The 26,481-nt window shown below is 67.5% G+C and carries 32 protein-coding genes; 24 read left to right on the forward strand and 8 right to left on the reverse strand.

Going from position 1 to position 26,481, the window contains the following annotated elements; translation table 11 throughout:
* Nucleotides 1–8 precede the first annotated feature (8 nt).
* The 5 genes from E3O65_RS16335 to E3O65_RS16355 all read left to right on the forward strand — a co-directional run bounded on the left by E3O65_RS16335 (nt 9) and on the right by E3O65_RS16355 (nt 3,439).
* Complete coding sequence (locus tag E3O65_RS16335; protein ID WP_134364777.1) at nt 9–617, forward strand: copper resistance CopC family protein; 609 nt, start codon at nt 9–11, stop codon at nt 615–617.
* A gap of 67 nt (nt 618–684) precedes the next feature.
* The gene (locus E3O65_RS16340) at nt 685–1,230 is read left to right on the forward strand and encodes a copper chaperone PCu(A)C (RefSeq protein WP_134364778.1); all 546 of its coding nucleotides are present in this window, start codon (nt 685–687) and stop codon (nt 1,228–1,230) included.
* Nucleotides 1,227–2,498, forward strand: a complete 1,272-nt coding sequence (locus tag E3O65_RS16345) for a Dyp-type peroxidase (RefSeq protein ID WP_134364779.1) — start codon at nt 1,227–1,229, stop codon at nt 2,496–2,498. The genes E3O65_RS16340 and E3O65_RS16345 overlap by 4 nt, the downstream gene beginning before the upstream one ends.
* Nucleotides 2,499–2,585: 87 nt before the next feature.
* A complete protein-coding gene (locus E3O65_RS16350; RefSeq protein ID WP_134364780.1) occupies nt 2,586–3,185 on the forward strand; it encodes a DUF308 domain-containing protein in 600 nt (199 codons plus the stop codon).
* A complete protein-coding gene (locus tag E3O65_RS16355; protein ID WP_134364781.1) occupies nt 3,182–3,439 on the forward strand; it encodes a hypothetical protein in 258 nt (85 codons plus the stop codon). Before E3O65_RS16350 ends, E3O65_RS16355 begins: the two co-directional genes overlap by 4 nt.
* A 96-nt stretch (nt 3,440–3,535) precedes the next feature.
* Here E3O65_RS16355 and purB read toward each other — a convergent pair whose 3' ends face one another.
* Together purB and E3O65_RS16365 are read right to left on the reverse strand one after the other, a co-directional pair.
* Nucleotides 3,536–4,918, reverse strand: coding sequence for an adenylosuccinate lyase (gene purB, locus E3O65_RS16360; RefSeq protein ID WP_134364782.1), 1,383 nt, complete (start codon nt 4,916–4,918; stop codon nt 3,536–3,538).
* On the reverse strand, nt 4,915–5,442 hold the full coding sequence (locus E3O65_RS16365; RefSeq protein WP_422386437.1) for a low molecular weight protein-tyrosine-phosphatase: 528 nt from the start codon (nt 5,440–5,442) through the stop codon (nt 4,915–4,917). The genes purB and E3O65_RS16365 overlap by 4 nt, the downstream gene beginning before the upstream one ends.
* 149 nt (nt 5,443–5,591) lie before the next feature.
* On the opposite strand from E3O65_RS16365, the gene E3O65_RS16370 reads away from it, so the two are divergent.
* Both E3O65_RS16370 and E3O65_RS16375 read left to right on the forward strand, forming a co-directional pair.
* On the forward strand, nt 5,592–5,945 hold the full coding sequence (locus E3O65_RS16370) for a hypothetical protein (protein WP_134364783.1): 354 nt from the start codon (nt 5,592–5,594) through the stop codon (nt 5,943–5,945).
* Nucleotides 5,942–7,504 (forward strand): alpha/beta hydrolase, encoded by a 1,563-nt coding sequence (locus E3O65_RS16375; RefSeq protein ID WP_134364784.1) that lies wholly within the window; start codon nt 5,942–5,944, stop codon nt 7,502–7,504. The genes E3O65_RS16370 and E3O65_RS16375 overlap by 4 nt, the downstream gene beginning before the upstream one ends.
* Here E3O65_RS16375 and E3O65_RS16380 read toward each other — a convergent pair.
* Nucleotides 7,488–7,880 (reverse strand): phage holin family protein, encoded by a 393-nt coding sequence (locus E3O65_RS16380; protein WP_134364785.1) that lies wholly within the window; start codon nt 7,878–7,880, stop codon nt 7,488–7,490. The two genes, E3O65_RS16375 and E3O65_RS16380, sit on opposite strands and share 17 nt — an antisense overlap.
* A gap of 97 nt (nt 7,881–7,977) precedes the next feature.
* Between E3O65_RS16380 and E3O65_RS16385 the strand changes: the two genes are divergently transcribed.
* The 15 genes from E3O65_RS16385 (at nt 7,978) to E3O65_RS16455 (ending at nt 21,162) form a co-directional block, all read left to right on the forward strand.
* Nucleotides 7,978–9,081, forward strand: coding sequence for a histidinol-phosphate transaminase (locus E3O65_RS16385; protein WP_134364786.1), 1,104 nt, complete (start codon nt 7,978–7,980; stop codon nt 9,079–9,081).
* Nucleotides 9,082–9,094: 13 nt separating this feature from the next.
* Complete coding sequence (locus E3O65_RS16390) at nt 9,095–10,213, forward strand: thiamine pyrophosphate-dependent dehydrogenase E1 component subunit alpha (RefSeq protein WP_134364804.1); 1,119 nt, start codon at nt 9,095–9,097, stop codon at nt 10,211–10,213.
* Between the two features lie 116 nt (nt 10,214–10,329).
* Nucleotides 10,330–11,289, forward strand: coding sequence for an alpha-ketoacid dehydrogenase subunit beta (locus E3O65_RS16395; RefSeq protein WP_134364805.1), 960 nt, complete (start codon nt 10,330–10,332; stop codon nt 11,287–11,289).
* A gap of 43 nt (nt 11,290–11,332) precedes the next feature.
* Nucleotides 11,333–12,703 carry a dihydrolipoamide acetyltransferase family protein gene (locus E3O65_RS16400; protein WP_134364787.1) on the forward strand — a complete coding sequence of 457 codons (1,371 nt, stop codon included), beginning with the start codon at nt 11,333–11,335 and terminating at the stop codon, nt 12,701–12,703.
* A gap of 105 nt (nt 12,704–12,808) precedes the next feature.
* Entirely contained in the window at nt 12,809–13,573 is a 765-nt protein-coding gene (locus tag E3O65_RS16405) for a VIT1/CCC1 transporter family protein (protein WP_134364788.1), read from the forward strand.
* Nucleotides 13,574–13,643: 70 nt separating this feature from the next.
* Complete coding sequence (locus E3O65_RS16410) at nt 13,644–14,675, forward strand: metal ABC transporter substrate-binding protein (protein WP_198411668.1); 1,032 nt, start codon at nt 13,644–13,646, stop codon at nt 14,673–14,675.
* Nucleotides 14,676–14,682: 7 nt separating this feature from the next.
* A complete protein-coding gene (locus E3O65_RS16415) occupies nt 14,683–15,474 on the forward strand; it encodes a metal ABC transporter ATP-binding protein (RefSeq protein ID WP_134364789.1) in 792 nt (263 codons plus the stop codon).
* Nucleotide 15,475: 1 nt separating this feature from the next.
* Complete coding sequence (locus E3O65_RS16420; RefSeq protein ID WP_134364790.1) at nt 15,476–16,405, forward strand: metal ABC transporter permease; 930 nt, start codon at nt 15,476–15,478, stop codon at nt 16,403–16,405.
* Entirely contained in the window at nt 16,405–17,211 is an 807-nt protein-coding gene (locus tag E3O65_RS16425) for a metal ABC transporter permease (RefSeq protein ID WP_134364791.1), read from the forward strand. Before E3O65_RS16420 ends, E3O65_RS16425 begins: the two co-directional genes overlap by 1 nt.
* Entirely contained in the window at nt 17,208–17,603 is a 396-nt protein-coding gene (locus tag E3O65_RS16430; protein ID WP_134364792.1) for a Fur family transcriptional regulator, read from the forward strand. Before E3O65_RS16425 ends, E3O65_RS16430 begins: the two co-directional genes overlap by 4 nt.
* 170 nt (nt 17,604–17,773) lie before the next feature.
* Complete coding sequence (gene rpmB / locus E3O65_RS16435) at nt 17,774–18,010, forward strand: 50S ribosomal protein L28 (protein WP_104099753.1); 237 nt, start codon at nt 17,774–17,776, stop codon at nt 18,008–18,010.
* Nucleotides 18,010–18,177 carry a 50S ribosomal protein L33 gene (gene rpmG, locus E3O65_RS16440; protein WP_104099752.1) on the forward strand — a complete coding sequence of 56 codons (168 nt, stop codon included), beginning with the start codon at nt 18,010–18,012 and terminating at the stop codon, nt 18,175–18,177. Before rpmB ends, rpmG begins: the two co-directional genes overlap by 1 nt.
* A gap of 2 nt (nt 18,178–18,179) precedes the next feature.
* Nucleotides 18,180–18,485: a 30S ribosomal protein S14 gene (gene rpsN, locus E3O65_RS16445; protein ID WP_134364793.1), complete on the forward strand. Its 306-nt coding sequence runs from the start codon at nt 18,180–18,182 to the stop codon at nt 18,483–18,485.
* A gap of 276 nt (nt 18,486–18,761) precedes the next feature.
* A complete protein-coding gene (locus E3O65_RS16450) occupies nt 18,762–19,049 on the forward strand; it encodes an HU family DNA-binding protein (RefSeq protein WP_104099750.1) in 288 nt (95 codons plus the stop codon).
* 106 nt (nt 19,050–19,155) lie between these two features.
* Nucleotides 19,156–21,162, forward strand: coding sequence for a bifunctional copper resistance protein CopD/cytochrome c oxidase assembly protein (locus E3O65_RS16455; RefSeq protein ID WP_198411669.1), 2,007 nt, complete (start codon nt 19,156–19,158; stop codon nt 21,160–21,162).
* A 34-nt stretch (nt 21,163–21,196) separates the two neighbouring features.
* Here E3O65_RS16455 and E3O65_RS16460 read toward each other — a convergent pair whose 3' ends face one another.
* Nucleotides 21,197–22,240 (reverse strand): hypothetical protein, encoded by a 1,044-nt coding sequence (locus tag E3O65_RS16460; RefSeq protein WP_134364794.1) that lies wholly within the window; start codon nt 22,238–22,240, stop codon nt 21,197–21,199.
* Between the two features lie 110 nt (nt 22,241–22,350).
* Between E3O65_RS16460 and E3O65_RS16465 the strand changes: the two genes are divergently transcribed.
* On the forward strand, nt 22,351–23,661 hold the full coding sequence (locus E3O65_RS16465; RefSeq protein WP_134364795.1) for an ATP-dependent DNA helicase: 1,311 nt from the start codon (nt 22,351–22,353) through the stop codon (nt 23,659–23,661).
* A gap of 97 nt (nt 23,662–23,758) precedes the next feature.
* Nucleotides 23,759–24,280, forward strand: a complete 522-nt coding sequence (locus E3O65_RS16470; RefSeq protein WP_134364796.1) for a DinB family protein — start codon at nt 23,759–23,761, stop codon at nt 24,278–24,280.
* Nucleotides 24,281–24,384: 104 nt separating this feature from the next.
* On the opposite strand, the gene E3O65_RS16475 is transcribed toward E3O65_RS16470, so the two are convergent.
* From E3O65_RS16475 to E3O65_RS17655, 4 genes are all read right to left on the reverse strand, one after another.
* The gene (locus tag E3O65_RS16475) at nt 24,385–24,648 is read right to left on the reverse strand and encodes a GlsB/YeaQ/YmgE family stress response membrane protein (RefSeq protein ID WP_134364797.1); all 264 of its coding nucleotides are present in this window, start codon (nt 24,646–24,648) and stop codon (nt 24,385–24,387) included.
* Between the two features lie 72 nt (nt 24,649–24,720).
* Nucleotides 24,721–25,158: an Asp23/Gls24 family envelope stress response protein gene (locus E3O65_RS16480; RefSeq protein WP_134364798.1), complete on the reverse strand. Its 438-nt coding sequence runs from the start codon at nt 25,156–25,158 to the stop codon at nt 24,721–24,723.
* A gap of 139 nt (nt 25,159–25,297) precedes the next feature.
* Nucleotides 25,298–26,191: a D-hexose-6-phosphate mutarotase gene (locus E3O65_RS16485; RefSeq protein WP_134364799.1), complete on the reverse strand. Its 894-nt coding sequence runs from the start codon at nt 26,189–26,191 to the stop codon at nt 25,298–25,300.
* 135 nt (nt 26,192–26,326) lie between these two features.
* Nucleotides 26,327–26,479, reverse strand: coding sequence for a sigma factor-like helix-turn-helix DNA-binding protein (locus tag E3O65_RS17655; protein WP_134364800.1), 153 nt, complete (start codon nt 26,477–26,479; stop codon nt 26,327–26,329).
* Nucleotides 26,480–26,481 lie beyond the last annotated feature (2 nt).

Below are 26,481 nucleotides of genomic sequence, written 5' to 3' on the forward strand. Positions count from 1 at the left end.
GCACTTCGATGACCCATGCCTTCCACCGACGCCCGGCAACGGGCGTCCTGCTGACCCTGACCGTGATCGCCCTGTCCGTCCTGGGCCCGATGGCTCCGGCTGCATACGCGCACGACCAAGTGCAGTCAACGCTCCCGGCCGATGGCGAGCACGTCGACAGTGCTCCGTCCGCGGTCACCATCACCTTCACGGACGACATCCTCGAGATCGGCGCCGTCATCTTGGTCGTTGATGACGAGGAGCGCGACTGGGCCGAGGGCGAAATGCGCCTCGACGGGTCCCAGGGCACGCAGGCGGTGGAGCTCGGGATGCCCGATGGCGCCTACCAGGTGCGCTGGCGGGTCGTCTCGGCCGATGGGCATCCGGTGTCGGGGGCTTTCGCCTTCGCCGTCGGTGACGCGGTTCTGCCCGACGCCGGGGCCGGCGCGGGTGCAACCGCGACGCCGGAACCGTCACCCGATGCGCAAGAGTCCGCCGCGGCAGACGACGCCGCCGCTGCCGCGGACACCGGAACCGGACTTCCCCTCGCCGTGGTGGGTCTCATCGGTGCCCTGGGCGGGCTCGCAATCTTCGCCCTGTTCACCGTGTGGAGAGCCAAGCGCCACCGCAACCCGTGAAATAGCTGGAGCAGCTGGACCACCGCACTGTGTCACTCGCACCAAACCCATATCAGGAGAATTCCCCATGAAGCTCACCACCGCTCCCTCCCGCATCGCCGTTGTCGCTGTCGTGTTGATGCTCGGCCTCTCTGGCTGCGCCGACGCGACCGAGACGCCCTCAGCATCCGCTGACCCCGAGACCGCGGCCGATACCCTGACGATGACGGATGCCTGGGTCAAGGCCTCCGAGTCCGGCATGACCGGTGCCTTCGGCCTGGTCGAGAACTCCGGTACGGACGACGTCACCATCGTCTCGGCCGAAACGACGGCGGCCTCCATGATCGAACTGCACGAAACCGTCGCCAACGACGCCGGCGACATGGTCATGCAGGAGAAGCAGGGCGGCTTCGTGGTGCCGGCCGGCGGATCGATCGCGCTCGCGCCCGGCGCGAACCACATGATGCTGATGGGACTCACCGGACCGCTGGCCGCCGGCGAGGAGAACACCTTCACGCTGACCCTGGACGACGGATCGAGCTTCGAGTTCACGGCGCCGGTGAAGGACTACTCGGGTGCCAACGAGACGTATGAGGGTGACACGGAGATGGATATGGACACCGACAACCAGTGAGTTCCGAACCGACGAACGACCGGCGTGAGGAGCCTGCGCCGGCGGCGCACCCGGACCGCCGACTCAGTCGGCGGCACCTTCTCCTCGGGGGGGCCGCCGCCGGGGTCGGTGCCGCCGGTGCCATCGGTGTCGACCTGGTCGCCAAGGCCGGGCTTGGCGGTTCCGCGGCGCCCGCGGTTCCAGCGGTTGCACTCGTCAGCGGCACCGAGGTCGTACCTTTCTTCGGCGTGCACCAGGCCGGAGTCGACACCGAGCCGCAGTCGCGGGCCACATTCGTGGCCCTCAACCTGCTGCCAGGCGTCGACCGGGCGGCGCTCCGCCGGATGATGCGCATCCTGACCGATGACGCGGCCCGGCTCACCCAGGGCGAGGCTGCCCTGGCCGACTCCGAACCGGAGCTTGCCGTCGTTCCGGCTCGGCTCACGGTGACCTTCGGCTTCGGGCCGGACCTCGTCACCGTCGCCGGGGGAGCAGCGCCCGGCTGGCTGCGGCCGCTGCCCGCATTCACGATCGACCGGCTCCAGCCGGAGTGGAACGACGGCGACCTGCTGCTGCAGATCGCCGCCGATGACCCGATGACGGTCGCCCACGCCACCCGGATGCTACTCAAGGACCTGCGCTCTTTCGCGGTGGTGCGTTGGGTGCAATCCGGTTTCCGTCGTGCCGCCGGTTCGGAGAAGCCTGGTGCCACCATGCGCAATCTGTTCGGTCAGGTGGACGGCACCGCGAACCCCGCCGTCGGCACAGCGGACTTCGACGCCCTGGTCTGGGGCCGGGCAGGCAACCCTGGCTGGCTGGCGGGGGGAACCGGCTTCGTGCTGCGTCGGATCAGTATGAACCTGGACAAATGGGACGGGCTCGACCGGTCGGGCCGTGAGTCCACGATGGGCCGCACCCTGGCCAACGGCGCGCCGCTGACGGGAAAGAGGGAGCGCGACGAGCCCGACTTCGAGGCGACGACCGCGCTCGGGTTCCCGGTCATCCCCGAGTTCTCCCACCTGAGACGTGCCCGATCCGAGGACCGGAGCCAACGCATCCATCGTCGTGGCTACAACTACGACGAGGCACCCTCGGGCACCGGAGTCTCCAATTCCGGACTGCTGTTCGCGTGTTTCCAGACGGATGTCGACGCGCAGTTCGTTCCCATCCAGACGCGCCTCGACACCCTGGACCTGCTCAACCAGTGGACGACCCCGATCGGTTCCGCGGTGTTCGCGATTCCCCCGGGCTGCGCGTCCGACGGCTACATCGGCGACACCCTGTTCTGACCCGCTGCGGGCCGCCGGCCCCGCCGGGGGCGCAGGTGCGCCCGCGTAGACTGGATCCGTCTCAACCCGCAACGAAAGAGGTCGCGCGTGGCGAACGCCCAGGCTCCACACTCACGTCAATCCCGGTACTGGCTGGTGCCAGTGCTGCGCGCAGCCATCGCCCTCGTGCCCGCAGCGGCGATCACCTTCAACGCCGACCATTCGGCGGAGTTCGGCCTCGTAGCGTTCGGTGCTTTCGCGCTGGTCAGCGGACTCACGGTGGGTCTGCTCAGCCGGCGCACGCTGGCCGACGCGCGGGAGCGATCCCTCTTCCTGGTGCAGGGGGCAGTCGGGATGATTGCCGGCCTTCTTGCGCTGGTCTTCCACGCGGGCGGGCTTGGGTTCTTCCTCTTTCTGGTCTCGGTCTGGGCAGCGGTGACGGGGTTCCTCGAGCTCTACACCGGCATCCGTGCCCGTCGTCGTGACCCGGCGGACCGCGACTGGCTGCTCGTCGGGGCCGTGACGGCGTTACTGGCCCTGGTTTTCCTGCTCCTGCCGCCTAATGCGGTGGTATCGGTCGGGCTGTTCGGTGCCTACCTCGTGGTGCTCGGCGTCTACCTCGCCATCGCCGGGTTCTCTCTCAAGTGGGCTGCGACGGATGCCGCCCGAAACCTCACGACTTCACCCAACGATTCGGACACCCTGTGACCCAGAACACGCCGCGCAAGCCCACCCGCTCCGAGAAGCTCAAGCCGGCTGAACTCGTCGGCTTCTCGGCCGTTATGGCGCTGTTCCTCGGCCTCGTCGTGCTGATGAGCACGCGGGACGTGGTGCTCTCACTGATCGGCTTCGGCGGCACGTTCATTCTCGTGCTCGTCGTTATCGCGATGCTCGTGCTGAATATGAAGCCGAACGCGATCGAGCGCACGGACATCGACGAGCAGAATCACCCGCTGTCCTGACCTGACCTGTCCTGACCTGAGCGCGGAACGCGGGTGCTGCGCCGTTCCGCGCGTGGCACGCCACCCGCGGAACGGCGCACCGCCAGCGCGGCCGAACTATGGCAGGTAGTCCAGCAGCGGATCCGCGAGACCCACGTAGCTGCTGGGCGTCAGCTCGAGTAAACGAGCCTTTGCGGCGTCGCCGATCTCCAGCCCGGTCACGAAGGCCACCAGATCTTCCCGGTTGATGCGCTTGCCGCGAGTGAGTTCCTTGAGCAGGGCGTAGGGATCCTTGATCGTGGAACGCCCCGCCGACACCTCGGCGCGGATCACGGTCTGGATCGCTTCGCCGAGGATCTCCCAGTTTGCGTCAAGGTCGCGGGCGAGCATGGCACGGTCGATGTCGATCTCACCGAGACCCCGCGCGATGTTGTCGAGGGCGAGCAGGGAGTGGCCGAAGCCCACGCCGATGTTGCGCTGAGTGGTGGAGTCGGTCAGATCCCGCTGCAGGCGCGAGGTGACGAGCGTGGCCGCCAGGGAGTCGAGGATCGCACTGGACAGCTCGAGGTTGGCCTCCGCGTTCTCGAAACGGATGGGGTTGATCTTGTGCGGCATGGTCGATGAGCCTGTGGCCCCGGCTTGCGGGATCTGGCGGAAGTAGCCGAGGGAGATGTAGGTCCAGACATCCGTCGCCAGATTATGCAGCACCCGGTTGGCGTGGGAGACCCGCGAGTAGAGCTCGGCCTGCCAGTCATGGGATTCGATTTGGGTGGTCAACGGGTTCCAGGTGAGCCCGAGGCCCTCGACGAATGTGCGGGACACAGTGGGCCAGTCCACGGCCGGATCGGCGGCGACGTGCGCGGCGAACGTGCCGGTGGCGCCGCTGAACTTGCCCAGGTACTCGCTGTCCTCGACCTGGGTGGCCAGGCGCTCGAGCCGGTAGACGAACACCGCGAGTTCCTTGCCCACCGTAGTGGGCGTCGCCGGTTGGCCGTGCGTGCGGGCCAGCATGGAGTCGGCGCGATATTCGAGGGCCCGCAGGCGCAGAGCGGCGATGACCGCGCGGAACTTGGGCAGCCAGACCTCGCGAACGGCGTCACTCACGGTCAGCGCGTAGGACAGGTTGTTGATGTCTTCACTGGTGGCGGCGAAATGGGTGAGCTCGCTGATGTGGTCGAGGCCCAGCGTGGTCAGCCGGCGGCGCACGAGGTACTCGACGGCCTTCACGTCGTGCCGGGTGGTGGCTTCCAGAACGGCGAGTTCGTCGATTTCGGCCTGGCCGAAGTCGGTGACCAGGGCACGCAGAGCCAGCTTCTGCTCGGTGGCCAGCGGCTCGGATCCGAAGAGGCTGCGATCGGTGAGGGTGATCAACCACTCCACCTCAACCTGCACGCGGGCCCGGTTGAGGCCGGCCTCAGACAGGTATTCTCCCAATTCGGTGACGGCGGCGCGGTAGCGGCCGTCGAGTGGGCTGAGGACCTGGGGCGGTAACGGACTCATCGGACTCCCTGTCTGATTGCGGGTGCAAGTTGCGCGAACAGCGCTTCATTTGCGCTCTCAATCATGCCAAGAACAGTGTCAAAAAAAGCATCGTCCGAATAGTAGGGGTCAGGAACGTCCATCAGGGCGGCCTGGGCCGGGTCGAAACTGAGCAGCAGGCGCACCTTGCTGCGGTCCCGATCGGTCGTTGCCCAGTTGCGCAGGATGCGCTCCTGCGCTCGGTCGAGCACCACGACAAGGTCAAGATCGGCGAACCAGTCCGGGTCGAACTGGCGGGCCCGGTGGTGGCTGCCGTCGTAGCCGCGGGCGCCGAGGGCGGAGATCGTGCGTACGTCGGCCTGCTCCCCGACATGCCAATCGCCCGTGCCGGCGGAGCTCGTCGTGATCAGCCGGCCCAGGCCCGACCGGGTGATCAGGTCGCGCAGCATCACCTCGGCCATCGGAGAACGGCAGATGTTGCCGGTACAGACGAAAATAATGCGGAACGGTGTCGATTCATCGGGAGTGATCGACATTAAGTCCATGCCCCCATTGTGTGGTATCGCGCGCCCCTCCACAGTCGGTGGGCGAACGCACATTTCATGAACACGCGGATTCGGCCCGGCGCGGCCGGCCCGGGGTGGCACGCTCGCAGTGCGCGAACCGTGGCGGCGGCGGCGCAGGAAGGGCAAGCATGGGCGCCCCGGGAGACACATTCCTCTCCGACTATGCGGTGGAAGCGCGACTCGGTGAGCTCCGCCAGCGACGGATGCTGCTGCGCGAGCTCCGAGATGACGTCGCCTTGGCCGCGGCCCGGCTCACGGCCGGCGACCTGACCGGGTCGTGGCGCTCGCCGGCGCAGCAGGGCTACGACGCCCAGCGCGGCGACCTCGCCGGCGACCTGCGTCGTGCCGTCGGTCTCATCGAAGAAGCCCTCGTCGCCGTGGTGACCTCCATCGACGAGATTCGGGCCGCCCGGAACGCGGCGGCCGCCTCGATCCCTGCGTCGGTGTCCGTTCCGGCCCCCGTCTCGGTGCTTTCGCGATGACGGGGGAGCGGCGTGGCGGCCCGGGGGACACCCTGATCGTGTCCGGCGGCGGCATCACGCTCGTGGCCACCGACACGCTGCTGACGGAGGCCGCCCGGCTGCGGGTGCTGCAGGCAGAGGCGGAGGACTGGCTGGATCGGCTGGCCCGTATCCAGTCGCTGGACTCCGACCCGGCAACAGGGCCGGCCTGGGGAGCCGAACCCGCCGCGGGGGCGAGCGTGTACGCGACCCGGCACGCGCTGAGCACCGTTCTGGAGCGCAGCGGCACCCTCGCCGATGCCTTGCTCGCGGCGGCGGAGGGCTACGGCCGGGCCGACCGGATGGTCGGTTGGGGCACCCGCTTGTCCGGGGCCTGGCTGGGCTCCACGATGGGGCTGCTGGCACCCATCCTGGCGCTGGCGGCGGTGCCCGCATTGACGGCTGGGGCGGTGGGGCTGCTGCTCGGACTGCTGGTGACTGGAACCCGTATCCAGGATCCGGCCGCGATGACCGCAGCCTGGCTTCAGGTGCATCCTCGGGCCCTGACCAATCCCTTCCTGGTCGCGGCGGTCCGGGTGCTCGTCTCCTCGGTCGACGATGCCGCCGCGGGTCGTGCCGGGGTGCCGTTCCCGGTGTCGCTCGCCCTCGGCGACCAAGGGGCCGGCGTCTTCGGCGTGACGACCACCGCGGGAGTCGTGGTGGTGCTCGCGCGATCGCTTGGGCTGCTTCGGGAGACGCCCGTCGCGGTGGAGCGGCTCGATTCGCCGACGCGCCCTCTCGGCCCGCCTCACCCGCAGGCGGCGCCCGGCCCACCCGTGCCGGGTGCCGCGGCGCCCGGCGCGGGTGCCCATACCCGACCGGTGGCCCCGCCGACCGGATTCGGCGACCTGGCTGCCCGCATTCCCTCGGTGTCGGCGAACGCTGCCCAGGTGCGGATCGAGCACTACGGCGGCACGGATGACGCATCCTGGATCGTCTACATCGGCGGCACAGCCGCGTGGAGCCCGGTCACCGGTGAACAGCCGTGGGACCTCACCTCCAACCTGGCCGCCGTCGCCGACCAGGGCGCCGGCTCCTACCGTGCGGTCGTGCAGGCCCTGCATGAGGCGGGAGTGGCCCCGGGCGACCCGGTGGTGACGGTGGGGCACTCCCAGGGTGGGCTGGTGGCGGCCGAGCTGGCGGCATCCGATGAGTTCAACACCGTGATGGTCGCAACCTTCGGAGCTCCAGGCGGCCAGGTGACGCTGCCAACCGAGGTATCAGCCGTCACGGTCGAGCACTCCGACGACCTGATCCCCGCCGTGGGCGGGGCGGCGAGTGCCGTCGATGGGCGCCTGATCGTGCGCCGCGAGGCGTTCCTCGATCGGATACCGCCGCCGGACCAGGTGCTTCCGGCGCACGCTCTCACGGAATACCGGGACACCGGTTATTTGATGGACGGCTCCGAAGAGCCGCGGTTGCGACAATTCAGGGACACCCTGAAGGGCGTCACCGGCACGGACGCCGGTGCCGCGTCCCGCTGGCGGGGCATCCGTCTGCTCGGCGGCTCCGCTGGCGGCGCTCTTACGAACGGGGGCTGACCGGTCGGATCAGCACACCGAGAATCCAGCTGAGGATGCCCAGAACCAGGGCGCCAAGCACGCCCCACCAGAAGTCGTCGACCACGAGCCCGAAGCCCATCAGGTCGGAGAACCAGGCCACGATCATCAGTAAGAAACCGTTCACGATCAAGGAGATCAGGCCAAGGGTGAGGATGTAGACCGGGAACGCGACCACGCGCACGAACCCGCCCACCACGCTGTTCACGAAGCCGAAGACCAAGGCGACCAGGAGATAGGTGACCACGAGCTGGACCGTGCCCTCCGCGTAGGGCTGCACACGAACCCCGGTGACGAGCAGGGTCGTGAGCCATAGGGCGAACGAGTTGAGGATCAGTTTGATCAGAAATCTGGCCATGCCACAACTATGGCATCGGGGGCGCCCGACCGCACCGACGCGCCCCCCAGGCCTGGCTATGCGGCCACGTGAATATGCCGCGGCGTAGACTCACCGGGTGAGCCCATCAGACCCGACTTCGGTCCGCCTGCGCCCTGAGATTGTCGCTTTGCCGGCCTATCGGCAGGGACAAGCTGCCGCCGCCAGCGCGTTCAAGCTCTCGAGCAACGAGAACCCCTTCGACCCGCTGCCCGGTGTCATCGCCGCAGTGAACGCCGAAACCGCCTACAACCGCTATCCGGATGCCTCGGCTCTGGCCCTGCGTGAACGATTGGCCACGAGGTTCGGCCTGAGCGTCGACGAGGTGCACATCGGTGCCGGTTCCGTGGCCCTCCTGGCCCAGCTCATCCTCGCCGCCGCCGGTCCGGGGGATGAGGTGCTCTATTCCTGGCGCTCCTTCGAGGCCTACCCGGGTCTGGTCACCGTTGCCGGCGCGACGAGCGTGCAGGTGCCGAATCGGCCGGACCACGGCCACGACCTGCCAGAGATGGCCACCCGCATCACGCCGCAAACCCGTGTCGTCATCATCTGCAGTCCGAACAACCCCACCGGCACCATTGTCACGGCGGACGAGTTCGAATCCTTCATGGCCGTCGTTCCGTCCGATCTTCTCGTCATCCTCGACGAGGCCTACTGCGAGTTCGTCACCGACCCCGAAGCGGTCAACGGCCTTCCGCTGCTGGGCCGGTTCCCGAACCTGGTTGTGCTGCGCACCTTCTCCAAGGCCTACGGCCTGGCCGGCCTCCGCGTCGGTTACGCCATCGGCCCGGTCGCCGTGCTGAACGCGGCCCGGTCCACCGCGATCCCGCTCTCGGTCACCGGTGTGGCCAGCGCGGCCGCGCTCGCGTCGCTCGACGCTGCCGACCAGCTACTGCGCCGAGTGCGTGCCCTGACCGAACGACGCGACCGGGTCCGGCGCCTGCTGGGTGAGCAGGGGTGGAATATCCCGGCACCCCAAGGCAACTTCATCTGGCTGCCCACGGGCGAGGAGACCACCGACATCGCCGACGTTCTGTCGGCCGTGGGCCTTATTGTTCGCCCATTTCCCGAGGGAATCCGAATCTCGATCGGCGAGGAAGAATCTGTGGACAAGCTCCTTGGCATCTGCGCTGACATTGTTGATGATCTACCAACGGGGCACCTCGCCCGGAAGTTAGGTTAGAACGGTGCCAGCGATCCCCACTGCCTCTCCCACGGTGCGACTGCTGTCCCCGGAGGGTGTTTTCGCCCCGAGTGAGTCGGCGGCCGAATTCCTGCCGTACCTCGATCGGCTGACCGAAGCCGACTACCGGCGGTTCTACCGCGACATGGTGGTGGTGCGTCGTTTCGACACCGAGGCTGCGAACCTCCAGCGGCAGGGCCAGCTGGCCCTGTGGGTACCGAGTCACGGCCAGGAGGCCGCACAGGTCGGTTCCGCCTACGCCACCCGGCCGCAGGATCACGTCTTCCCGTCCTACCGGGAGCACGTCGTCGGCATGATCCGTGGCCTCGACCCGGTCGATATCCTGCGGATGCTGCGCGGAGTCACCCTCGGTGGTTGGACCCCCGAAGACCACGGCAACTTCCACCTCTACACTCTGGTGCTGGCCTCGCAGACGTTGCACGCCACGGGGTATGCGATGGGCATGCAGCTCGACGGCGCGACCGCGACCGGCAATCCAGAGACCGACCAGGCCGTCATCGTCTACTACGGCGACGGAGCCTCGTCGCAGGGTGACGCCAACGAGGCGCTCGTTTTCGCCGCCAGTTACCAGACGCCGCAGGTCTTCTTCCTGCAGAACAACCACTGGGCCATCTCGGTACCCGTGACCCGGCAGTCCCGCACTCCGCTGTACCTGCGCGCCGGCGGGTTCGGCATGCCCGGCACCCAGATCGACGGCAACGATGTCCTCGCCAGCTACGCGGTGACGGCCAAGCACCTCGACGACGCGCGCGCCGGCCACGGTCCGGCCCTGATCGAGGCCCTGACCTACCGCGTCGGCGCCCACACCACGGCCGACGACCCCACCAAGTACCGCGACCCCGAGCAGTTGGCCTACTGGGTCGCTCGCGACCCGATCGTGCGCTTCCGCAGCTACCTGCAGGGACTGGGCGTCGAGCAGGAGTTCCTCGACGCCGTCGACGTAGAGGCCGACGACTACGCGGCGGATGTGCGCCGGCGCGCCCTCGACATCCACTCGCCCGACAGGACGGTCATCTTCGATAACGTCTACGCAGAACCGCACCCCCTGATCCAGGAACAGCAGGCCTGGCTCGACGGCTACGAGGCATCCTTCGAAGGAGGCGACGCGTGAGCGACACGATCGTGACGAGCATTCCCGGCCTGGCCACGGCGCACCACGCCGCGGCGCCCGCCGCGCCGGTGACCCCTCCGCGGGCGCTTCCCGGCACGGGCACGGTGAACCTGCCCATGACCAAGGCTCTCAATGCGGGCCTCCGTCAGGCCATGCGAGACGACCCCAAGGTGCTCCTGATGGGTGAGGACATCGGCCCGCTGGGCGGTGTCTTCCGCGTCACCGAGGGTTTGTTCGCCGAATTCGGCGACAAGCGCGTTCTTGACACCCCGCTGGCCGAGTCCGGCATCATCGGCACGGCAATCGGTCTGGCGCTGCGTGGATACCGCCCGGTCTGCGAGATCCAGTTCGACGGTTTCGTGTTCCCCGGCTTCGACCAGATCACCAGCCAGTTGGCGCGCATGCGCAACCGCCACGAGGGCCAGGTCGTCATGCCCGTCGTGATCCGCATCCCCTACGGCGGCCATATCGGCTCGATCGAGCACCATCAGGAAAGCCCGGAGACGTACTTCGCGCACACGCCGGGCCTGCGCGTGGTCAGCCCCTCGAACCCGCACGACGCGTACTGGATGATGCAGGAGGCCATCGCCTCCGACGACCCGGTCATCTTCTTCGAGCCTAAGAGTCGCTACTGGCCCAAGGGTGAGGTGAGTCTCGCCGACAGCGGTGTGCCCCTGCACTCCAGCCGCGTGGTGCGCACCGGCACGGATGCCACGGTCGTCGGCCACGGCGCCATGGTCAGCGTCCTGCTGCAGGCCGCGGAGCTCGCGGCGGCGGAAGGCACCAGCATCGAGGTCATCGACCTGCGCTCGATCTCACCGATCGACTATGGACCCATCCTCGCGTCGGTCGAGAAGACCGGGCACCTGGTGGTCGCCCAGGAGGCGCACGGCTTCGTCAGTGTCGGATCGGAGATCGCGGCCACCGTCATGGAAAAGGCGTTCTACGTGCTCGAGGCTCCCGTGCTGCGCGTCTCCGGCTTCGACACCCCGTTCCCGCCGGCCGCCGTGGAGACGCATTTCTTGCCCAGCCCGGACCGCGTGCTCGAGGCCGTCGACCGCGCCCTCTCCTACTGATGCCTGCACATCTCCACCTCACCAATCGCAAGGAGCGCACTCGATGAGCGTGTTGAAATTCACATTGCCCGACGTCGGCGAGGGTCTCACCGAGGCCGAAATCGTGGAATGGCGGGTCGTCCCCGGCGACGCCGTCTCGATCAATCAGGTCCTGGTCGAGATCGAGACGGCCAAGTCGCTCGTCGAGCTCCCGTCGCCGTTCGTCGGTGTGGTGGGTGAGATCCTGGTGCAGCCCGGCACGACCGTCGATGTCGGAACGGTGATCATCACCATCGTGTCCGAGCCGGCCACCGCCGTGGGGCCGAGCAGCGTGCCCGTCGTCGGCCTCGGTGAGTTGGCCGTCGCGGCAGCGGATACCGGCTCCACTATCACGGACGAGCCGGCCGAGACGCAGGGCGCAGTCCTGGTCGGGCGTGGCGCCGCGGCGACCATGCCAACCCGGCGCACGCGCCACGGTGCCGCCCTGGTCGCCCACGAGACGATTGCGCCGCCGGCCGTGCCGCAACGCCCGGCGGCCCAGCCGTTGCCGCAGCTGCCGCGCGCGGCATCCGCCGGACCTGTCGTCGCCAAGCCGCCGATCCGCAAGCTCGCCAAGGACCTCGGGGTCGATCTTCTCCTGGTCGAGGCGACCGGCCCGGTGGGTGACGTCACCCGCGAGGACGTGTTGCGGGAGGCAACCCAGGCCAGCGTGTTCCGCAACATCCAGACGCCTGAGTGGCCCAGTGACCGCGAGGAACGCATCCCGGTCAAAGGTGTGCGCAAAGCCATCGCCCAGGCCATGGTGTCGAGCGCTTTCTCCGCGCCGCATGTGAGCCTCTTCGTCGATGTGGACGCCACCCGCACCATGGAGTTCGTCAAGCGGCTCAAGGTCTCGACCGACTTTGCCGGCGTGCGCGTGTCTCCGATGCTGATCATGGCCAAGGCCATGATCTGGGCGGTGCGGCGCAACCCCACGGTCAACTCGGTCTTCACCGACGAGGAAATCGTGATCAAGCACTACGTCAACCTGGGCATCGCCGCGGCTACCCCGCGTGGGCTGATCGTGCCGAACGTGAAGGAGGCGCAGGACATGAGCCTGCTCGAGCTGGCCCGGGCGCTCGAGAAGCTCACGATCACGGCCCGCGACGGCAAGACCGCACCGGCCGACATGTCCAACGGCACGATCACGATCACCAACATCGGCGTCTTCGGCATGGACACCGGCACGCCCATCCTCAACTCCGGAGAGGCCGGGATCGTCGCCCTCGGCACGATCAAGCCCAAGCCGTGGGTCGTCGACGGTGAGGTTCGGGTGCGTCAGGTCACGACGATCGGCGCGAGCTTCGACCACCGCGTCGTCGACGGGGATGTCGCGAGCCGCTTCCTGGCGGATGTCGCGAGCATCATCGAGGAGCCTGCGCTGCTGCTCGAATAGCAGACTGATGTAAAGAAAGCCTTACCTCACCAGCTCTTTTGCGTGTCAGTGAGGTAAGGCTCGCCACGCTGGCAGCGAGGCGCCGGCCTGTGTTCTGATGTTCACATGACCTCCCTCGCCACCGCCGGAATCGTTCCCCTCAGCCCGTCGGTCTCTGCCCCTGCCACTGCCGCAGAACCGAAGCGCACCGAGAGCCATGCCGGCCGGCTGAACTGGCTCCGTGCCGGGGTGCTCGGCGCCAATGACGGCATCGTCTCCGTCGCCGCCCTCGTCGTCGGCGTGGCCGGGGCGACCGGCTCGACCGCTGCCATAGGTGCAGCAGGAACCGCCGGACTTGTCGGAGGCGCCATCTCGATGGCCCTGGGTGAGTACGTCTCGGTCAGCAGCCAGAGCGACAGCCAGCGCACCCTGATCGAGCGCGAGAAGCGCGAGCTCAGGAGCGACCCCGAAGGCGAACTCGATGAACTCGCGCAACTTTACGAAAAGCAGGGACTCGCCCCCGCGACGGCCCGGCAGGTCGCCGTGGAATTCACGGCGATCGACCCGGTGCGCGCCCACCTGCTCGCCGAGCACAACATCGCCGAGGACGACGTCGTCAGCGCCTGGCACGCCGCCTGGGTTTCGGCCGCGGCCTTCACCCTCGGCGCCTTGTTGCCGTTCTTGGCCATCCTGCTCCTGCCCGCGAGCGTGCGCATTCCGATCACGTTCGGAGCCGTGCTCATCGCCCTCGCAGCGCTCGGTGTGACCGGCGCACACCTCGGCGGCAGCCCGAAGCTTCGTGCCAGTATCCGGGTCGTTCTCGGCGGAGCCGCGGCGCTGGTCGTCACCTTCCTGATCGGGTCCCTGCTCGGGACCTCCGGTGTCGTCTGACCCTGCCTGCCACGCACTGAGCGGCCCTATTGGTGTTGACAATCATTATCATTAGGCGTAACGTCACCATGTGATCAAGAAACGTTTCGTGCTTCCGGCCGTGGCCGCAGTTGCCTCCCTGACCCTGGCCGGCTGTGCGCCGGCCGACAGTTCCGCCGATGGCGGCGCCGGTGAGCTCACAGTGGTCGCGACGACCACGCAGGTGGCGGACCTCACCCGCAACGTGGTCGGCGACACCGACGGCATCTCGGTGACCCAGCTCATCCAGCCCAACCAGAGCGCGCACAGCTATGACCCGTCGGTTGCCGATCTGACGGCCCTCGGCGACGCCGATGTGCTCGTAATCAACGGGGTCGGCCTCGAGGAGTGGCTCGACGACGCGATCAGCGCGAGCGGTTTCGACGGCGTGACCATCGACTCCGATGAGGGGATCGAGATCCAGGATGTCGCGGCCGGCGACGAGCACGCCGACGAGGAGGGCCACGCCGACGACGCGACCGAGACGGATGTCGCCGAGCACTCCCACGAGGGCGGCAACCCGCACATCTGGACCGACGTCGCCAACGCCGAGACCATGGTCGGCACCATCGCCGCCGGCCTCAGCGAGGCGAAGCCGGACCTGGCAGCAGACCTCGAGGCCAACGCCAGAACGTACACCGACAAGCTGGAAGCGCTCGACGACTGGATCGAAACGAACATCGATGCCGTCCCGGCAGACCAACGCCTGTTCGTGAGCAACCACGACGCGTTCGGCTACTTCACTGAGTCCTACGACGTGACCTACGTCGGCTCTATCATCCCGAGCTTCGACGACAACGCCGAACCCAGTGCTGCCGCGATCGACGCGCTCGTCGCCGCCATCAGGGCCACCGGGGTCAAGGCCGTCTTCTCCGAGGCCTCAATCAGCCCCAAGGCCGCCGACACCATCGCCAGCGAGGCCGGCGTCACGGTGTACTCCGGCGACGACGCGCTCTACAGCGACTCGCTCGGCAAGGCGGGCAGTGATGGCGCCACCTATATCGGCTCCCAGCTGCACAACGTCACCCTGTTGCTGGAGTCCTGGGGCGCGCTGCCCACCGCGGTGCCCGGAGACCTGCGATAGTTAGTCAGTGATCGAGAATCCTTCTCAAGTACGGCAAGGCACCCCCCTCGCGCTCAGGGTGGCGGGGGCCTCCTTCTCCTACGGCCAGAAGCCGGCCCTGGCCGACATCGACTTCGAGGTGCGCGCCGGCGAGGCCGTGGCGCTGATCGGACCCAACGGCTCCGGAAAGTCCACGTTGCTCAAGGGCATCCTCGGTTTGATCCAGCGGGTGAATGGAACCGTCGAGGTTCTCGGCTCCTCACCGGCCCCGGTCGGCTCGATCGGCTACGTGCCCCAGGCCGACGAGATCGATCAGGAGTTTCCGGTCACCCTCGAACAGGTCGTCATGATGGGCCGATACCGCTCGCTGGGCTGGCTACGCCTGCCCGGCAAGCGCGACCGGCAGGCCGTGGCGCACGCGCTCGAGGCCGTGGGGCTCGCGCACCGCGCCAGGACCCGCTTCGGTGAACTCTCCGGCGGCCAGCAGCAGCGCGGGCTGCTCGCCCGCGCGGTGGCCTCCGGACCCCGACTCCTGTTGCTCGACGAACCGTTCAACGGCCTCGACCAGCAAAACCGCGAGGCACTCGTCGGCACCGTGAACCGGCTGAAGGCCGAGGGCGTGGCGGTGGTGGTGTCCACCCATGACCTCCAGCTCGCCCGCGAGGTCTGCGAGCAGGTGCTGTTGCTCAACGGCACCCAGGTGGCTTTCGGGCCGCGCAACTCCGTACTGATCCTGGAGAACGTGCAGCGCACGTTCCGGGAGGTCGGCGTGGAAATCGACGAGCACACGGTGGTCGTTCCCGGCCACACCGGGCACTGAAGTGGACCTCTTCGCCCCGCTGTTCGACGCCTTCGCCCTGCCGTTCATGGCGCGGGCGCTAATCGTTCTCGCCGCACTCAGCCTGGTGGCCGGCGTGGTCGGCGTGCTGGTGAACCTGCGGGGCCTCGAGTTCATCAGCGACGGCCTCACCCACGCCGTCTTCCCCGGAATTGCGATCGGCTTCGTCTGGGGTGGGCGCGAGGGCCTGTTCGCCGGGGCGATGGTCGCCGCCCTGTTCGCGGCTGTCATCCTCACCCTGATCGTGCGCCAGTCCGTGTCCTCGGATGCCGCGATCGCCATCGTCTTCACCGCCATGTTCAGCATGGGCATTATTTTGGTCTCCCGGGAGACGAACTACGCCGGCCAGCTGGAACAGCTCCTATTCGGCCGTCTCCTCACGGTCAGCCCCACCGAGGTCGTGCAGACCGTGGCCATCTGCCTCGTGGCGCTCCTCCTGATCGGACTCACGCTCAAAGAAGAAGTGTTCCGAGCATTCGACCGAGTCGGTTTCGCCGCCGCCGGCTACCGCACCCTGGTGCTCGACCTCGTGCTCAACGTTGCGATCGCGCTCGTGGTCGTCGCGGCATCCAGTGCCGTCGGCAACCTGCTCGTGCTGGCCGTGCTGATCGTGCCCGGCGCCGTGGCCCGCCTGATCACTACTCGGCTGTGGATTCTGTTCCCGATCGCCGCCGGTTTCGCCGCCATCGGGGCATGGCTCGGACTCGTGCTCGGCTTCCAGGCCTCCGCACAGGCCGGCCTCGACTTGCCCAGCGGCGCCACGGTGGTGTTGGTCCTGGTCGCCGGCTACACCGTGGTGCTCGTGCTCCGCCTTGTCGTCGACGGGCTGCGGAGGATGCGGCAGCGCCGCTTGCCGGGACCCCGACTGCCGGGACGCCAGAACCAGTCGACCCGGAACCCGGCCGTGCGCTGATGGGCTACTTCGAGAGGGCGCTCCTGGCTGCCGCGGTGATCGGTGCTCTGAGCGGGCTGGTCGGCTCGCTCGTCGTGCTGCGTCGCCGCACCTTCTTCGCCCAGGCCCTCACCCACGCCACTTTTCCCGGCGCCGTGGCCGCCACCATCGTCGGTGTGAGCATTCCGCTCGGCGCCGCGTTGGCGAGTGTTCTGATCGTGGGGATCATGACCCTGATCGGCCGGGTCAAGCGGCAGGGCAGCCAGGTGGCGTCGGGCATCCTGCTCACCGCGGGCTTCGCGCTCGGAGTGCTGCTGCAGGCGCTCAATCCGTCCCTGCCGGTGCAGGTCGACTCCTACCTGGTCGGGTCGATCCTCACCGTCACCACCGGCGACCTCGTGCTGGCCGTCAGCGTGTTCGCGCTGGCCGTGGCTGTGATCGTGCTGCTGGGCAAGGAGATCCTGTTCTCCACCTTCGACCCGAGCGGATTCCGTGCCGCCGGATTCCGCGAATGGCCGATCGAGCTGCTCACCCTCGCGCTCATCACGGCCACCGTGGTCACCGCAATGCCGGCCGTCGGCGCGATCCTCGCGATCGCGCTGATCGCTGCACCGGCCGCCGCCGCCCGTCTGGTCATGCGCACCACCACCCAGATCCTCGTGGCGGCGCCGGTGCTGGGCGCGGCCTCCGGCCTCATCGGCGTGCTGCTGTCCCGGGCGATCAACGTGGCGGCGGGGCCGGCGATCGCGCTCACGGCAGCCGCATTCTTCCTGCTGGCCCTCGGCGGTCGCCGGCTGGCCCGAGCGCGGTTACGGTTGACAGCATGAAGCGAAACACCTGGCAGCGCGAGGCTGTGCGCACCGCGCTCAGCGAGACCGAGGGATTCGTGAGCGCCCAGGGCCTGCACGCCGGCCTGCACGCCACTGGTTCGCCCATCGGCCTGGCCACGGTCTACCGGGCCCTGGCCGACCTGGCCGGGGAGGGCGAAGCCGACTCGCTGCAGTCGCCCGACGGTGGCGCGCTCTACCGCGCCTGCAGCACGACCGACCATCACCACCACCTGATCTGCCGCAACTGCGGGCTCACCATCGAGATCGAAGTGGATGCCGTGGAAAGCTGGGCGCACGATGTGGCCGCCGAGCACGGGTTCACCCAGGCTGCCCACGTGGTCGACGTGTTCGGTCTCTGTGCGGCCTGCTCCGCGACATCCGTCGACTAGCGAGTTTGCGCCGGGGAAGCGCACCGCGTAGTGTTGGACGCTGCTGCGCATATCTGTGCGTGCACTGCTGGTTCTCTTCGCCTCCGCCTCCGCCTTCGCGGGAGTGTCGACGTGCCAGCCGACAAGAGATCTTGGGAAGGGCACTCGCCCTTCGGTATTGGAGGAGAACCATGGCAGCTACTTGCCAGGTGACCGGAGCCGTTCCCGGCTTCGGACACAACATTTCACACTCGCACCGACGCACCAAGCGTCGTTTCGACCCGAACGTCCAGACCAAGAAGTACTACGTACCGTCGCTTCGCCGCAACGTCACGCTGACCCTGTCCGTCAAGGGCATCAAGGTCATCGACGCTCGTGGCATTGAATCGGTCGTCAAGGACCTTCTCGCCCGTGGGGAGAAAATCTAATGGCCAAGCAGCATGACGTTCGCCCGATCATCAAGCTCCGTTCGACGGCCGGAACCGGTTACACGTATGTGACCAAGAAGAACCGTCGCAACGACCCCGACCGTCTCGTGCTCAAGAAGTACGACCCCGTAGTGCGCAAGCACGTTGACTTCCGTGAGGAGCGCTAAAAATGGCGAAGAAGAGCATGATTGCCAAGAACAACCAGCGCAAGGTTATCGTCGAGCGTTACGCGGCGAAGCGCCTTGAGCTCAAGAAGGCCCTGGTCGACCCGGCCGGCACCGACGAGTCGCGTGAAGCTGCTCGCCTCGGCCTGCAGAAGCTTCCCCGCAACGCGTCGCCGGTTCGCCTGCGCAACCGCGACGCGGTTGACGGTCGTCCCCGCGGACACCTCAGCAAGTTCGGAATCTCGCGCGTTCGTTTCCGCGACATGGCTCACCGTGGCGAGCTGCCCGGTATCACCAAGTCCAGCTGGTAGCACCGTACTCGGCCGCTTCGGCGGCCAGCCGGAACCTCGGTTCTGAGTGAGAGAGGATGTCGACTTCGGTCGGCATCCTCTCTCTTTTTTCGCGTACAGCGAACATGGGGCCGTTCAGAGAGGCAAACAGGCTCGAAACGCCGCAAATCCGCGGAATTCCGCGGATTTCTGCTAGATTCAACCCGGTCCAACCGGCCAAACGGAGTCGCTCCCCGGAGCGTCGCCCGCAACACGTGAATATCTGTTTTTACAGACAAGGTCCGAGGAGGACACTCAATGGCTGACAAGTCGCTGAACAAGACCGAGCTCGTTGCCAAGGTTGCCGCAGACTCTGGCCAGAGCCAGGCTGCAGTCGACAGCGTTCTGAACGCTTTCTTTGCAACTCTCGCCGACACCGTCGCGAACGACGGCAAGGTCACGATCCCGGGCTGGCTCGGAGTCGAGCGCACCGCTACCGCAGCGCGCACCGGCCGCAACCCGCAGACCGGCGAAGAGATCGCCATCGCCGCGGGCCACCGCGTCAAGCTGACCGCTGGTAGCAAGCTCAAGGCTGCCGCCAAGTAGGTTTCGCACCAATGAGGGCAGGGCGTCGACTTCGGTAGGCGCCCTGCTTTCGTGTATCGAGCCCAGGGTGCAGCCCGCATCCACCGGGCACGGTTAGGCTGAGTCAGTGCCTCGTCTCGTGCGGATTTCCGGTCCGGCAGTGCTCCTGCTGGTGGCGACGCTGACGACGCTCGTCGCGCTGGCCTCCGGAGGAGGCGCTGCGGCGCAACTCCTCGCAGATCCGGGTCCCGTCGTTCGCTGGGGCCTGCCGCTGGCCAAGATGCTGGTCAACATCAGTGCCGCGGGCACCATCGGCGCAGTCGTGCTCACCCTCTTCGCGCTGAGCCCGACGGAGAGAGAATACAACGCGGCCCTCGATTTCGCGGCCGGGTCCGCGGCCGTATTCACAGTTGCTTCCGCCCTCACCGGTTTCTTCACCTTCCTGCAGGTGACCGCGATCCCGCTGAGCTTCGACGACCGGTTCAGCGCCACCGCCGGACAATTCTTCAGCGACATCGCCATCGGGCAAGCCTGGCTGGTCACCACGCTGATCGCCGCCTTCGTCACGGTGCTCTGTTTTGCGGTGCGGTCCCAGACAGGTCTGTTCTTCGTGGCGATCCTGGCCGTCGGAGCCCTCGTGCCGATGGCCCTTCAGGGTCACGCGGCCGGCGCCGAGGGGCACGACGTGGCCATCACCGCGCTGGGCCTGCACCTAGCCTTCGCGGCGGTGTGGCTGGGTGGGCTGTTGACGATCATCGTGCTGCGCAAGCAGCTGGCGGGTGGCCGCATCGACGTGGTGCTCGCCCGATACTCGTCGCTCGCCCTCGTGAGTTTCACCGTTGTCGCCGCGTCCGGCTACGTCGGCGCCGAACTGCGCCTGGGCACCTGGGACCGCCTGCTGACGCCCTACGGCGTCCTCGTGCTGGTGAAGGTGCTCGCCCTCACCGCGCTCGGCGGATTCGGCGTGCTGCAGCGCCGATTCCTGATCGCGCGGATGCTGCGGAGCACCCCCACGCAGACCAAGGGTCCCGCCCCCCGGGCCGGTGTCTGGTTCTGGTGGCTCGTCGTGGCCGAACTGGCATTCATGGGAATCGCCTCCGGTGCCGCTGCCGCTCTGGCCAAGACCGCCACACCGGTGGAACAGATCACGGCGACCGAGGTGCCGACCTCGACGCCGGCACAGATTCTGACCGGGGAGGTGCTGCCGCCACCCCTGACCTTCAGCCGGTACTTCACCGAGTGGAACTTCGACCTGGCCTGGGTTCTGTTCTGCGCGTTCGCGATCTTCTTCTACCTCGCGGGGGTGCGCCGCCTGCGCCTGCGCGGCGACAAGTGGCCGCTCTTCCGCACCGTGCTCTGGGTGATCGGCATGCTCATCCTGTTCTACATCACCAACGGCGGCGCGAACCTGTACGCGAAGTACCTCTTCTCCTCGCACATGCTCATGCACATGGCGCTGACCATGCTCGTTCCGGTCTTCCTGGTACCCGGGGCACCGGTCACCCTGGCTGCGCGCGCCATCCGCAAGCGACAGGACGACAGCCGCGGACCGCGCGAGTGGATCCTGCTGGCCGTGCACTCCCGGTATGCGGGCTTCCTGGCCAACCCGCTCGTCGCGGCCGTGCTTTTCGCCGGGTCACTGTGGGTGTTCTACTACTCGGCGCTGTTCAGCTGGGCGACGACGGACCACATCGGCCACGAGTGGATGATCGTGCACTTCCTGATAACCGGATACCTGTTCGTTCAGTCGCTGATCGGCATCGATCCGGTGCCCTACCGCCTGCCCTACGCCGGTCGTCTGCTGCTCCTGCTCGGCACCATGGCGTTCCACGCGTTCTTCGGTGTCACCATGATGACGGGAACCGGTCTGCTCCTAGCCGACTGGTACGGCGCCATGGGACGGGACTGGGGTCTCAGCGGCATCGAGGACCAGCAGATGGGCGGCGGCATCGCCTGGAGCGTCGGTGAGATCCCGACAATCGCCCTGGCCATTGCCGTGGCCATCCAGTGGAGCCGCAGTGATGCGAAGGAAACCCGCCGCAAGGACCGCAACGCCGACCGCACCGGCGACGCCGAACTGATCCGGTACAACGCCGCGCTGGCCCGGCTCGCCTCACACGACCGCGTGGAGTAGCGGGCGGGCGACCGGGAGCCGTCGAGCGTGACGCTCAGCGCAGCTGGAGGGCGAGCGACCCGTCAGGGTTCACCGTCACGCTGATGGCGACAGAGAAGGCCACGTCTTCGTCCCGCACGATGACGTCGCCGTCGAAGAGCGACTGGACCTTGACCACGATGTGCGCCTGCCCCGGGGTGTCGGGCATGTCGAACGTGGTGTCACCGGCCGCCAGGGTGACCGCCGGGTACTGGGCGATGGACCAGATCGGGTCATCCCGCACCCGGTCGTTGATCTCGATGCCGAACGGACAGTTCGAGGGTTGCAGCACTTGCTGCGTGGTGCAGTCGTCGAGGAAACGGTCCAGCTCGGTCTGGACCTGGCTGAGGAATTGGTCGTTGGGCTGGGCGTCGATGGTGACATCCGTCGCCCCTGAGGCGGCCACCGGCACCGATTGCGGGGCCGCGTCGAGCAAGGGGGAGGTGTGCCCGAACGCGTACACCGCGGGGGCGAAAGCCAGGTACGCCGCCTGGTTCGAGAACGTTGCGGGCGCGTCGTCTGCGGCGTGTGCGCGGGTGTCGAGGGTGAGCCGGTTGACCGAGAACGTCGCCTCGTGCAACACCGTCACCTGCAGCACGGCGAGCGGGCTGGTCTCGAACCGCCAGCTGTCGAAGACGCCGAAGAAGGTGCCTGCGCTCTCCACCTGGAAGGTCATCGTCGCAGGGGTGCCGTCGAGACGGAATTCGTAGCTGACCGTGTGGTGACCCGGCTTCGTCTCGTCGTCGCCGGTGAGACGGATGCCGGTAAGCTCACCGAGCACAGAGTCCCGCAGCAGGGTCTCGGGGAGGTTCTGCGGCAGCGCGTCGGCTTCCAGTTGCGCCTTCGTGGGAGTGACCCCGGGCAGAAGGAGCGCGCTGGCGGTGTCCTTGCGGGCCAGGGCCTCGAGATACTGCCGCACGAGGCCGCTGGCGCTGTAGAGGTCCCGGTTGAGCGAACCGATCGTGGCCGCCAGGGCCGCGCCGAGGAGAGCCGCGATGAGCACCACTGCCACGATCGCGCGCCGCTGGTTACGCTGTCGCCTGCCATCCCGGTTGCTCACTCCCACATCCTACGGGGCGGTTTCTCCACGGACCCGTCAACCGGGGCGGACTCGTGCAGCCGGGCCGGATACAGTGGTATGTCCCGTCCGAACCCATCGAAAGCGCCGCCGTGTCTGAGATTCCGCTGTCGCGTGAGCAGGCCGAAGTGTTCCAGGCCATCGAGGGGACCCGGCAGAACGTGTTCGTCACCGGTCGGGCCGGCACCGGCAAGTCGACGCTGCTCAACCACCTGTCCTGGAACACGAGCAAGCAGATCGTGATTGCCGCGCCCACCGGGGTCGCGGCGTTGAATGTAGGCGGACAGACCATCCACTCGCTGTTCCGCCTGCCGATCGGCGTGATCGCCGACAACGCCATCGACCAGTCCGATCAGGTGCGCAAGCTGCTCAACACCATCGACACGGTGGTCATCGACGAGGTGTCCATGGTGAATGCCGACCTGATGGATGCGATCGACCGCAGCCTGCGCCAAGCCAGGCAGCGGCCGAACGACAGCTTCGGCGGGGCCCAGATCGTGCTGTTCGGCGACCCGTACCAGCTGGCCCCGGTTCCGGGGGACTCCGACGAGCGCGCCTACTTCGCGGACACCTACCGGTCGATGTGGTTCTTCGACGCGAAAGTGTGGCAGGGCGCCGACCTGCGCATCTTCGAGCTCACCGAGGTGCACCGTCAGCGCGACGCCGACTTCAAGCACATGCTCAATGCGGTGCGCCACGGGCAGGTCACGGCCGAGATCGGCGGCGCCCTCAACGCCGCGGGGGCGCGCACGCCGCCCAGCGAGGGCGTGATCACGCTGGCCACCCGCAACGATTCCGTGAACCGCATCAACGCATCCGCTCTCAAACGGCTGTCCGGCAAGGCGCTCACGGCCAAGGCCGACGTCACCGGAGACTTCGGCGGGCGTACGTTCCCGGCCGACGAGGTGCTCGAGTTGAAGGTCGGCGCCCAGGTCATGTTCCTGCGCAATGATTCCAACCAGGATGGCGGACCGCGCTGGGTGAACGGCAGTATCGGCACCGTCACCCGCGTCGATTCCACGGTCTACGTCGACATCGACGGTGAGACGCACGAGGTGGAACCGGCGGTGTGGGAGAAATTCAAGTACACCTACAACCCGACCACGAAGAAGCTTCGCAAAGACGTCGTGGCCGAGTTCACCCAGTTTCCGCTGCGGCTGGCGTGGGCGGTCACCATCCACAAGTCACAAGGCGCCACCTACGAGCGCGCGGTCGTCGACCTCGGAGCGCGCGTGTTCAGCCCCGGCCAGACCTATGTGGCCCTCAGCCGGCTAACCAGCCTCGACGGCCTCTACCTGACCCGTCCGTTGCGCCCGAGCGACATGATCGTCGACGAGAATGTCAAGCGGTTCATGCGCGGCCCGCGTCCGACCGGGACCCCCCGCCCGGTCACCACCGCCTAGCCGACCTGCCCCGGGCACCTGCCCCGGGCAGCCTGTCGGCCGCCCGATCCGACCGAATGGCACCGCATTCGAACCGGCCCGACGATAGGATCTCCGCATGGCAATCATCACGGACACTAAAGACTGGACCTGGGTGCTCGAGCGGTCCTGCCCGGAGTGCGGTTTCGCCGCCGCCGAGGCCGACTTCGATCTGATCCCCCGCCTAGTTCGCGAGAACGCGGCGCGCTGGCAGCCGGTGCTGCAACGAGCGGATGCCGCGGCGCGCCCCGATGACCACACCTGGTCCGCCCTGGAGTACGCGGCCCACGTTCGCGACGTCTTCCGAATGTTCGACCAGCGCCTGGCGATGATGCTGGCCGAGGACGACCCGGCTTTCCCGAACTGGGACCAGGACGCCACGGCGGTGGCCGAGCGGTACAACGAGCAGGATCCGGTGGTCGTGGCCCGCGAACTCGCTGAGGCTGCGGCATCCGTCGCCGACGCCTTCGCCGCCGTTCCGGTGGAGCGGTTGGGGCGCACAGGGCGCCGTAGCGACGGCGCCCGATTCACCGTGGCCACAATGGCGCAGTACTTTGTGCACGATCCGGTGCATCACCTGCACGACGTCGCCGGCGACTGACACCCGGGAAACGCCCCACCGGTCACAGAAATGGGCAAAAAAAAACGGGCGCACCCCCCAATGGTGCGCCCGTTCTTTCGTGTTGCCGTGGCAGAGACCGTGGCTTAGGCCCGGCGACGCCCCGTGAGTGCGCCGTAGATGACCAGAACGATGACGGAGCCGGCGATGGCAAGGAGCCAGGTCGAGATGTCGAAGAAGTTCTCGAGGCCGGTGCCGAAGATGACCGAGCCGAGGAAACCACCGAGGAACGCGCCGAGCACGCCGAGGATGAGGGTGATGACCCAGCCGCCGCCCTGGTTGCCCGGGAGGATGGCCTTGGCGATTGCGCCGGCGATGAGTCCGAGAATGAGGAATCCGATGAAGCCCATGATGTGTCCTTATGTCTTTCTGTTTGTTTAGGTGCTGGTGAGGGGGATGGAAAAAATTGAAGCTGGGTTGGACTAGACGGGCAGCGTTGTCTCTGCCTCGTCGATGTCCGAGTCGGTGTCGTCGTCTGACACCTGGTGCACGTCTCTGACGGTCACCTCGACGTCGCTGACCTGCATGCCGACGATCGTCTCGATCGCGCTCTGTATCGCGGAGCGCACGTCGCCCGACACCTTCTGCAGTTCGTGCGGGTACTCGACCACAATGGAGATGGCGACGGATGCCGAGCCGTCTTTCACCGTGACGCTCACCCCCGGGGAGAGGTCGGTCCCGCTGATCGCCTCGCGAAGTGCCCCGAGGGCCCGCGCCGCGCTGCCGCCGAGCGCGTGCACGCCCGGAACCTCGCGAGCGGCGATGCCGACGATCTTAGCGACGACGCTATCGGTGATGATGGTTTTCCCCGGTCCGGTCCGGGGACCGGATGCTGGTGCGGAGGTGCTCGGGTCAGCCATGTGGGATCCAATCTGTTGCGGCGCGCAGGACTTGCCCGGGCGACACTAGTATGACGCGGGCCGGCCGGAATTCGTCACGCCAATGTCGAAAAAAGTTTAAGAAAGGTGTGCGGCGGGTGGCGAAGGCAGGTCCGGCGGATCAGGCGGAGACCTCGAACATGACGCTCATGGTATGGCTCTGGCCGGCGTCGAGCCGCACCTGATCCCGGCGCACGTTCGCGGTTTCCACGCAGACCATGCCCGGCCACTCGTTGTCGCCGATGTCGCCCATCGCGGCAGCCTTGGCAATCCAGGGGTTCCAGATCACGGTGCTGTCCGACCTGTCGGCTTCGATTGTGACCCTGCGTCCGTTCGGTTCTTCCACGGTGGCGCTGCCGCGGCTGCCCAGGTAGAGGCGGTCCGTCTCGGCGGTGAAGTCCACGGGAGTGCTCTCCGCGGGTTCGGTGAGCCCGGTGACCTGGTTCACGAACGGGATGCCTTCCAACCCGGAGACCGTTGTGACACGCACATCCGTCACGCGCAGATAGGTGTGCAGCGCTTCTTCGAACGTGACGGCATCCATCTCAAGGTTGGTGACCTGCAGAGTGAGGGTCAGCCGGGCGCCGACCGTGACCGTGTACCGGGCCTCGAAGCGGTGCGGCCAGGCCGAGGCGCGCGTGGAGGGGGTGTCGGTGAGGCCAAAGACCAGCACGACGTCGTCGCCGCTCTCGTGGGCGTCGACGAGGTCCCACTCGGTCAGGCGGGCGAAGCCGTGCGAAGGCGCGGCCGGGTCGTGCGCGTTCGCGCCGAACCAGGGGAAGCAGATCGGAACGCCGCCGCGGATCGCGGCGGCGGCTTCGAACCGGCTCGCCGCGCTCAGGAACAGCAGGGGAAGACCGCCGGCGGGCCTGAACCCGGTCACCTGCGCGCCATGCAGGTAGACCTCGGCGGAGCCGCCGCGGCCGGCCACCCGCACCACGGTCAGCCCACCCGTGCCCTCTCCGATTCGAACGGAGGCGGGCAGAGACGCGGGTGCGGAAGGTGTGGAAGACATGGCTCCAGTGTTGCAGTTGCCCTGTCTGCGGGCAGATCAGTCTCGGCCACGGAGTATCGTGCGGCAGTTCATGAGTCGAGAAGTAGAACCGTGCCACAGCGACTGTGTCAGCAGGCGCTCAGTCCCCCCACGGGATCAGTCCCGCAGATACTGTTCCAGGCACGGCACCTTCAGCAGGGCCAGGGCGCGTTTCTCGATCTGGCGAACCCGCTCCCTGGTCACCCCCTGAACGACCGCGATCTGGTCCAGCGTTTGGGGCGCGCCCCCGTCGAGGCCGAACCGGGACATAA

The organism is Cryobacterium breve (assembly GCF_004402375.1).
GTDB classification, from domain to species: Bacteria; Actinomycetota; Actinomycetes; order Actinomycetales; family Microbacteriaceae; genus Cryobacterium; species Cryobacterium breve.

Coding starts and splice junctions, on each gene's coding strand:
- E3O65_RS16335 (WP_134364777.1), top strand. CDS start 9: ATGACCCATGCCTTCCACCGACGCCCGGCAACGGGCGTCCTGCTGACC.
- E3O65_RS16340 (WP_134364778.1), top strand. CDS start 685: ATGAAGCTCACCACCGCTCCCTCCCGCATCGCCGTTGTCGCTGTCGTG.
- purB (WP_134364782.1), bottom strand. CDS start 4,918: ATGAGTCCGTTACCGCCCCAGGTCCTCAGCCCACTCGACGGCCGCTAC.
- E3O65_RS16365 (WP_422386437.1), bottom strand. CDS start 5,442: ATGGACTTAATGTCGATCACTCCCGATGAATCGACACCGTTCCGCATT.
- E3O65_RS16370 (WP_134364783.1), top strand. CDS start 5,592: ATGGGCGCCCCGGGAGACACATTCCTCTCCGACTATGCGGTGGAAGCG.
- E3O65_RS16375 (WP_134364784.1), top strand. CDS start 5,942: ATGACGGGGGAGCGGCGTGGCGGCCCGGGGGACACCCTGATCGTGTCC.
- E3O65_RS16380 (WP_134364785.1), bottom strand. CDS start 7,880: ATGGCCAGATTTCTGATCAAACTGATCCTCAACTCGTTCGCCCTATGG.
- E3O65_RS16395 (WP_134364805.1), top strand. CDS start 10,330: ATGACCAAGGCTCTCAATGCGGGCCTCCGTCAGGCCATGCGAGACGAC.
- E3O65_RS16400 (WP_134364787.1), top strand. CDS start 11,333: ATGAGCGTGTTGAAATTCACATTGCCCGACGTCGGCGAGGGTCTCACC.
- E3O65_RS16405 (WP_134364788.1), top strand. CDS start 12,809: ATGACCTCCCTCGCCACCGCCGGAATCGTTCCCCTCAGCCCGTCGGTC.
- E3O65_RS16425 (WP_134364791.1), top strand. CDS start 16,405: ATGGGCTACTTCGAGAGGGCGCTCCTGGCTGCCGCGGTGATCGGTGCT.
- E3O65_RS16430 (WP_134364792.1), top strand. CDS start 17,208: ATGAAGCGAAACACCTGGCAGCGCGAGGCTGTGCGCACCGCGCTCAGC.
- rpmB (WP_104099753.1), top strand. CDS start 17,774: ATGGCAGCTACTTGCCAGGTGACCGGAGCCGTTCCCGGCTTCGGACAC.
- rpmG (WP_104099752.1), top strand. CDS start 18,010: ATGGCCAAGCAGCATGACGTTCGCCCGATCATCAAGCTCCGTTCGACG.
- rpsN (WP_134364793.1), top strand. CDS start 18,180: ATGGCGAAGAAGAGCATGATTGCCAAGAACAACCAGCGCAAGGTTATC.
- E3O65_RS16450 (WP_104099750.1), top strand. CDS start 18,762: ATGGCTGACAAGTCGCTGAACAAGACCGAGCTCGTTGCCAAGGTTGCC.
- E3O65_RS16470 (WP_134364796.1), top strand. CDS start 23,759: ATGGCAATCATCACGGACACTAAAGACTGGACCTGGGTGCTCGAGCGG.
- E3O65_RS16475 (WP_134364797.1), bottom strand. CDS start 24,648: ATGGGCTTCATCGGATTCCTCATTCTCGGACTCATCGCCGGCGCAATC.
- E3O65_RS16480 (WP_134364798.1), bottom strand. CDS start 25,158: ATGGCTGACCCGAGCACCTCCGCACCAGCATCCGGTCCCCGGACCGGA.
- E3O65_RS16485 (WP_134364799.1), bottom strand. CDS start 26,191: ATGTCTTCCACACCTTCCGCACCCGCGTCTCTGCCCGCCTCCGTTCGA.
- E3O65_RS17655 (WP_134364800.1), bottom strand. CDS start 26,479: ATGTCCCGGTTCGGCCTCGACGGGGGCGCGCCCCAAACGCTGGACCAG.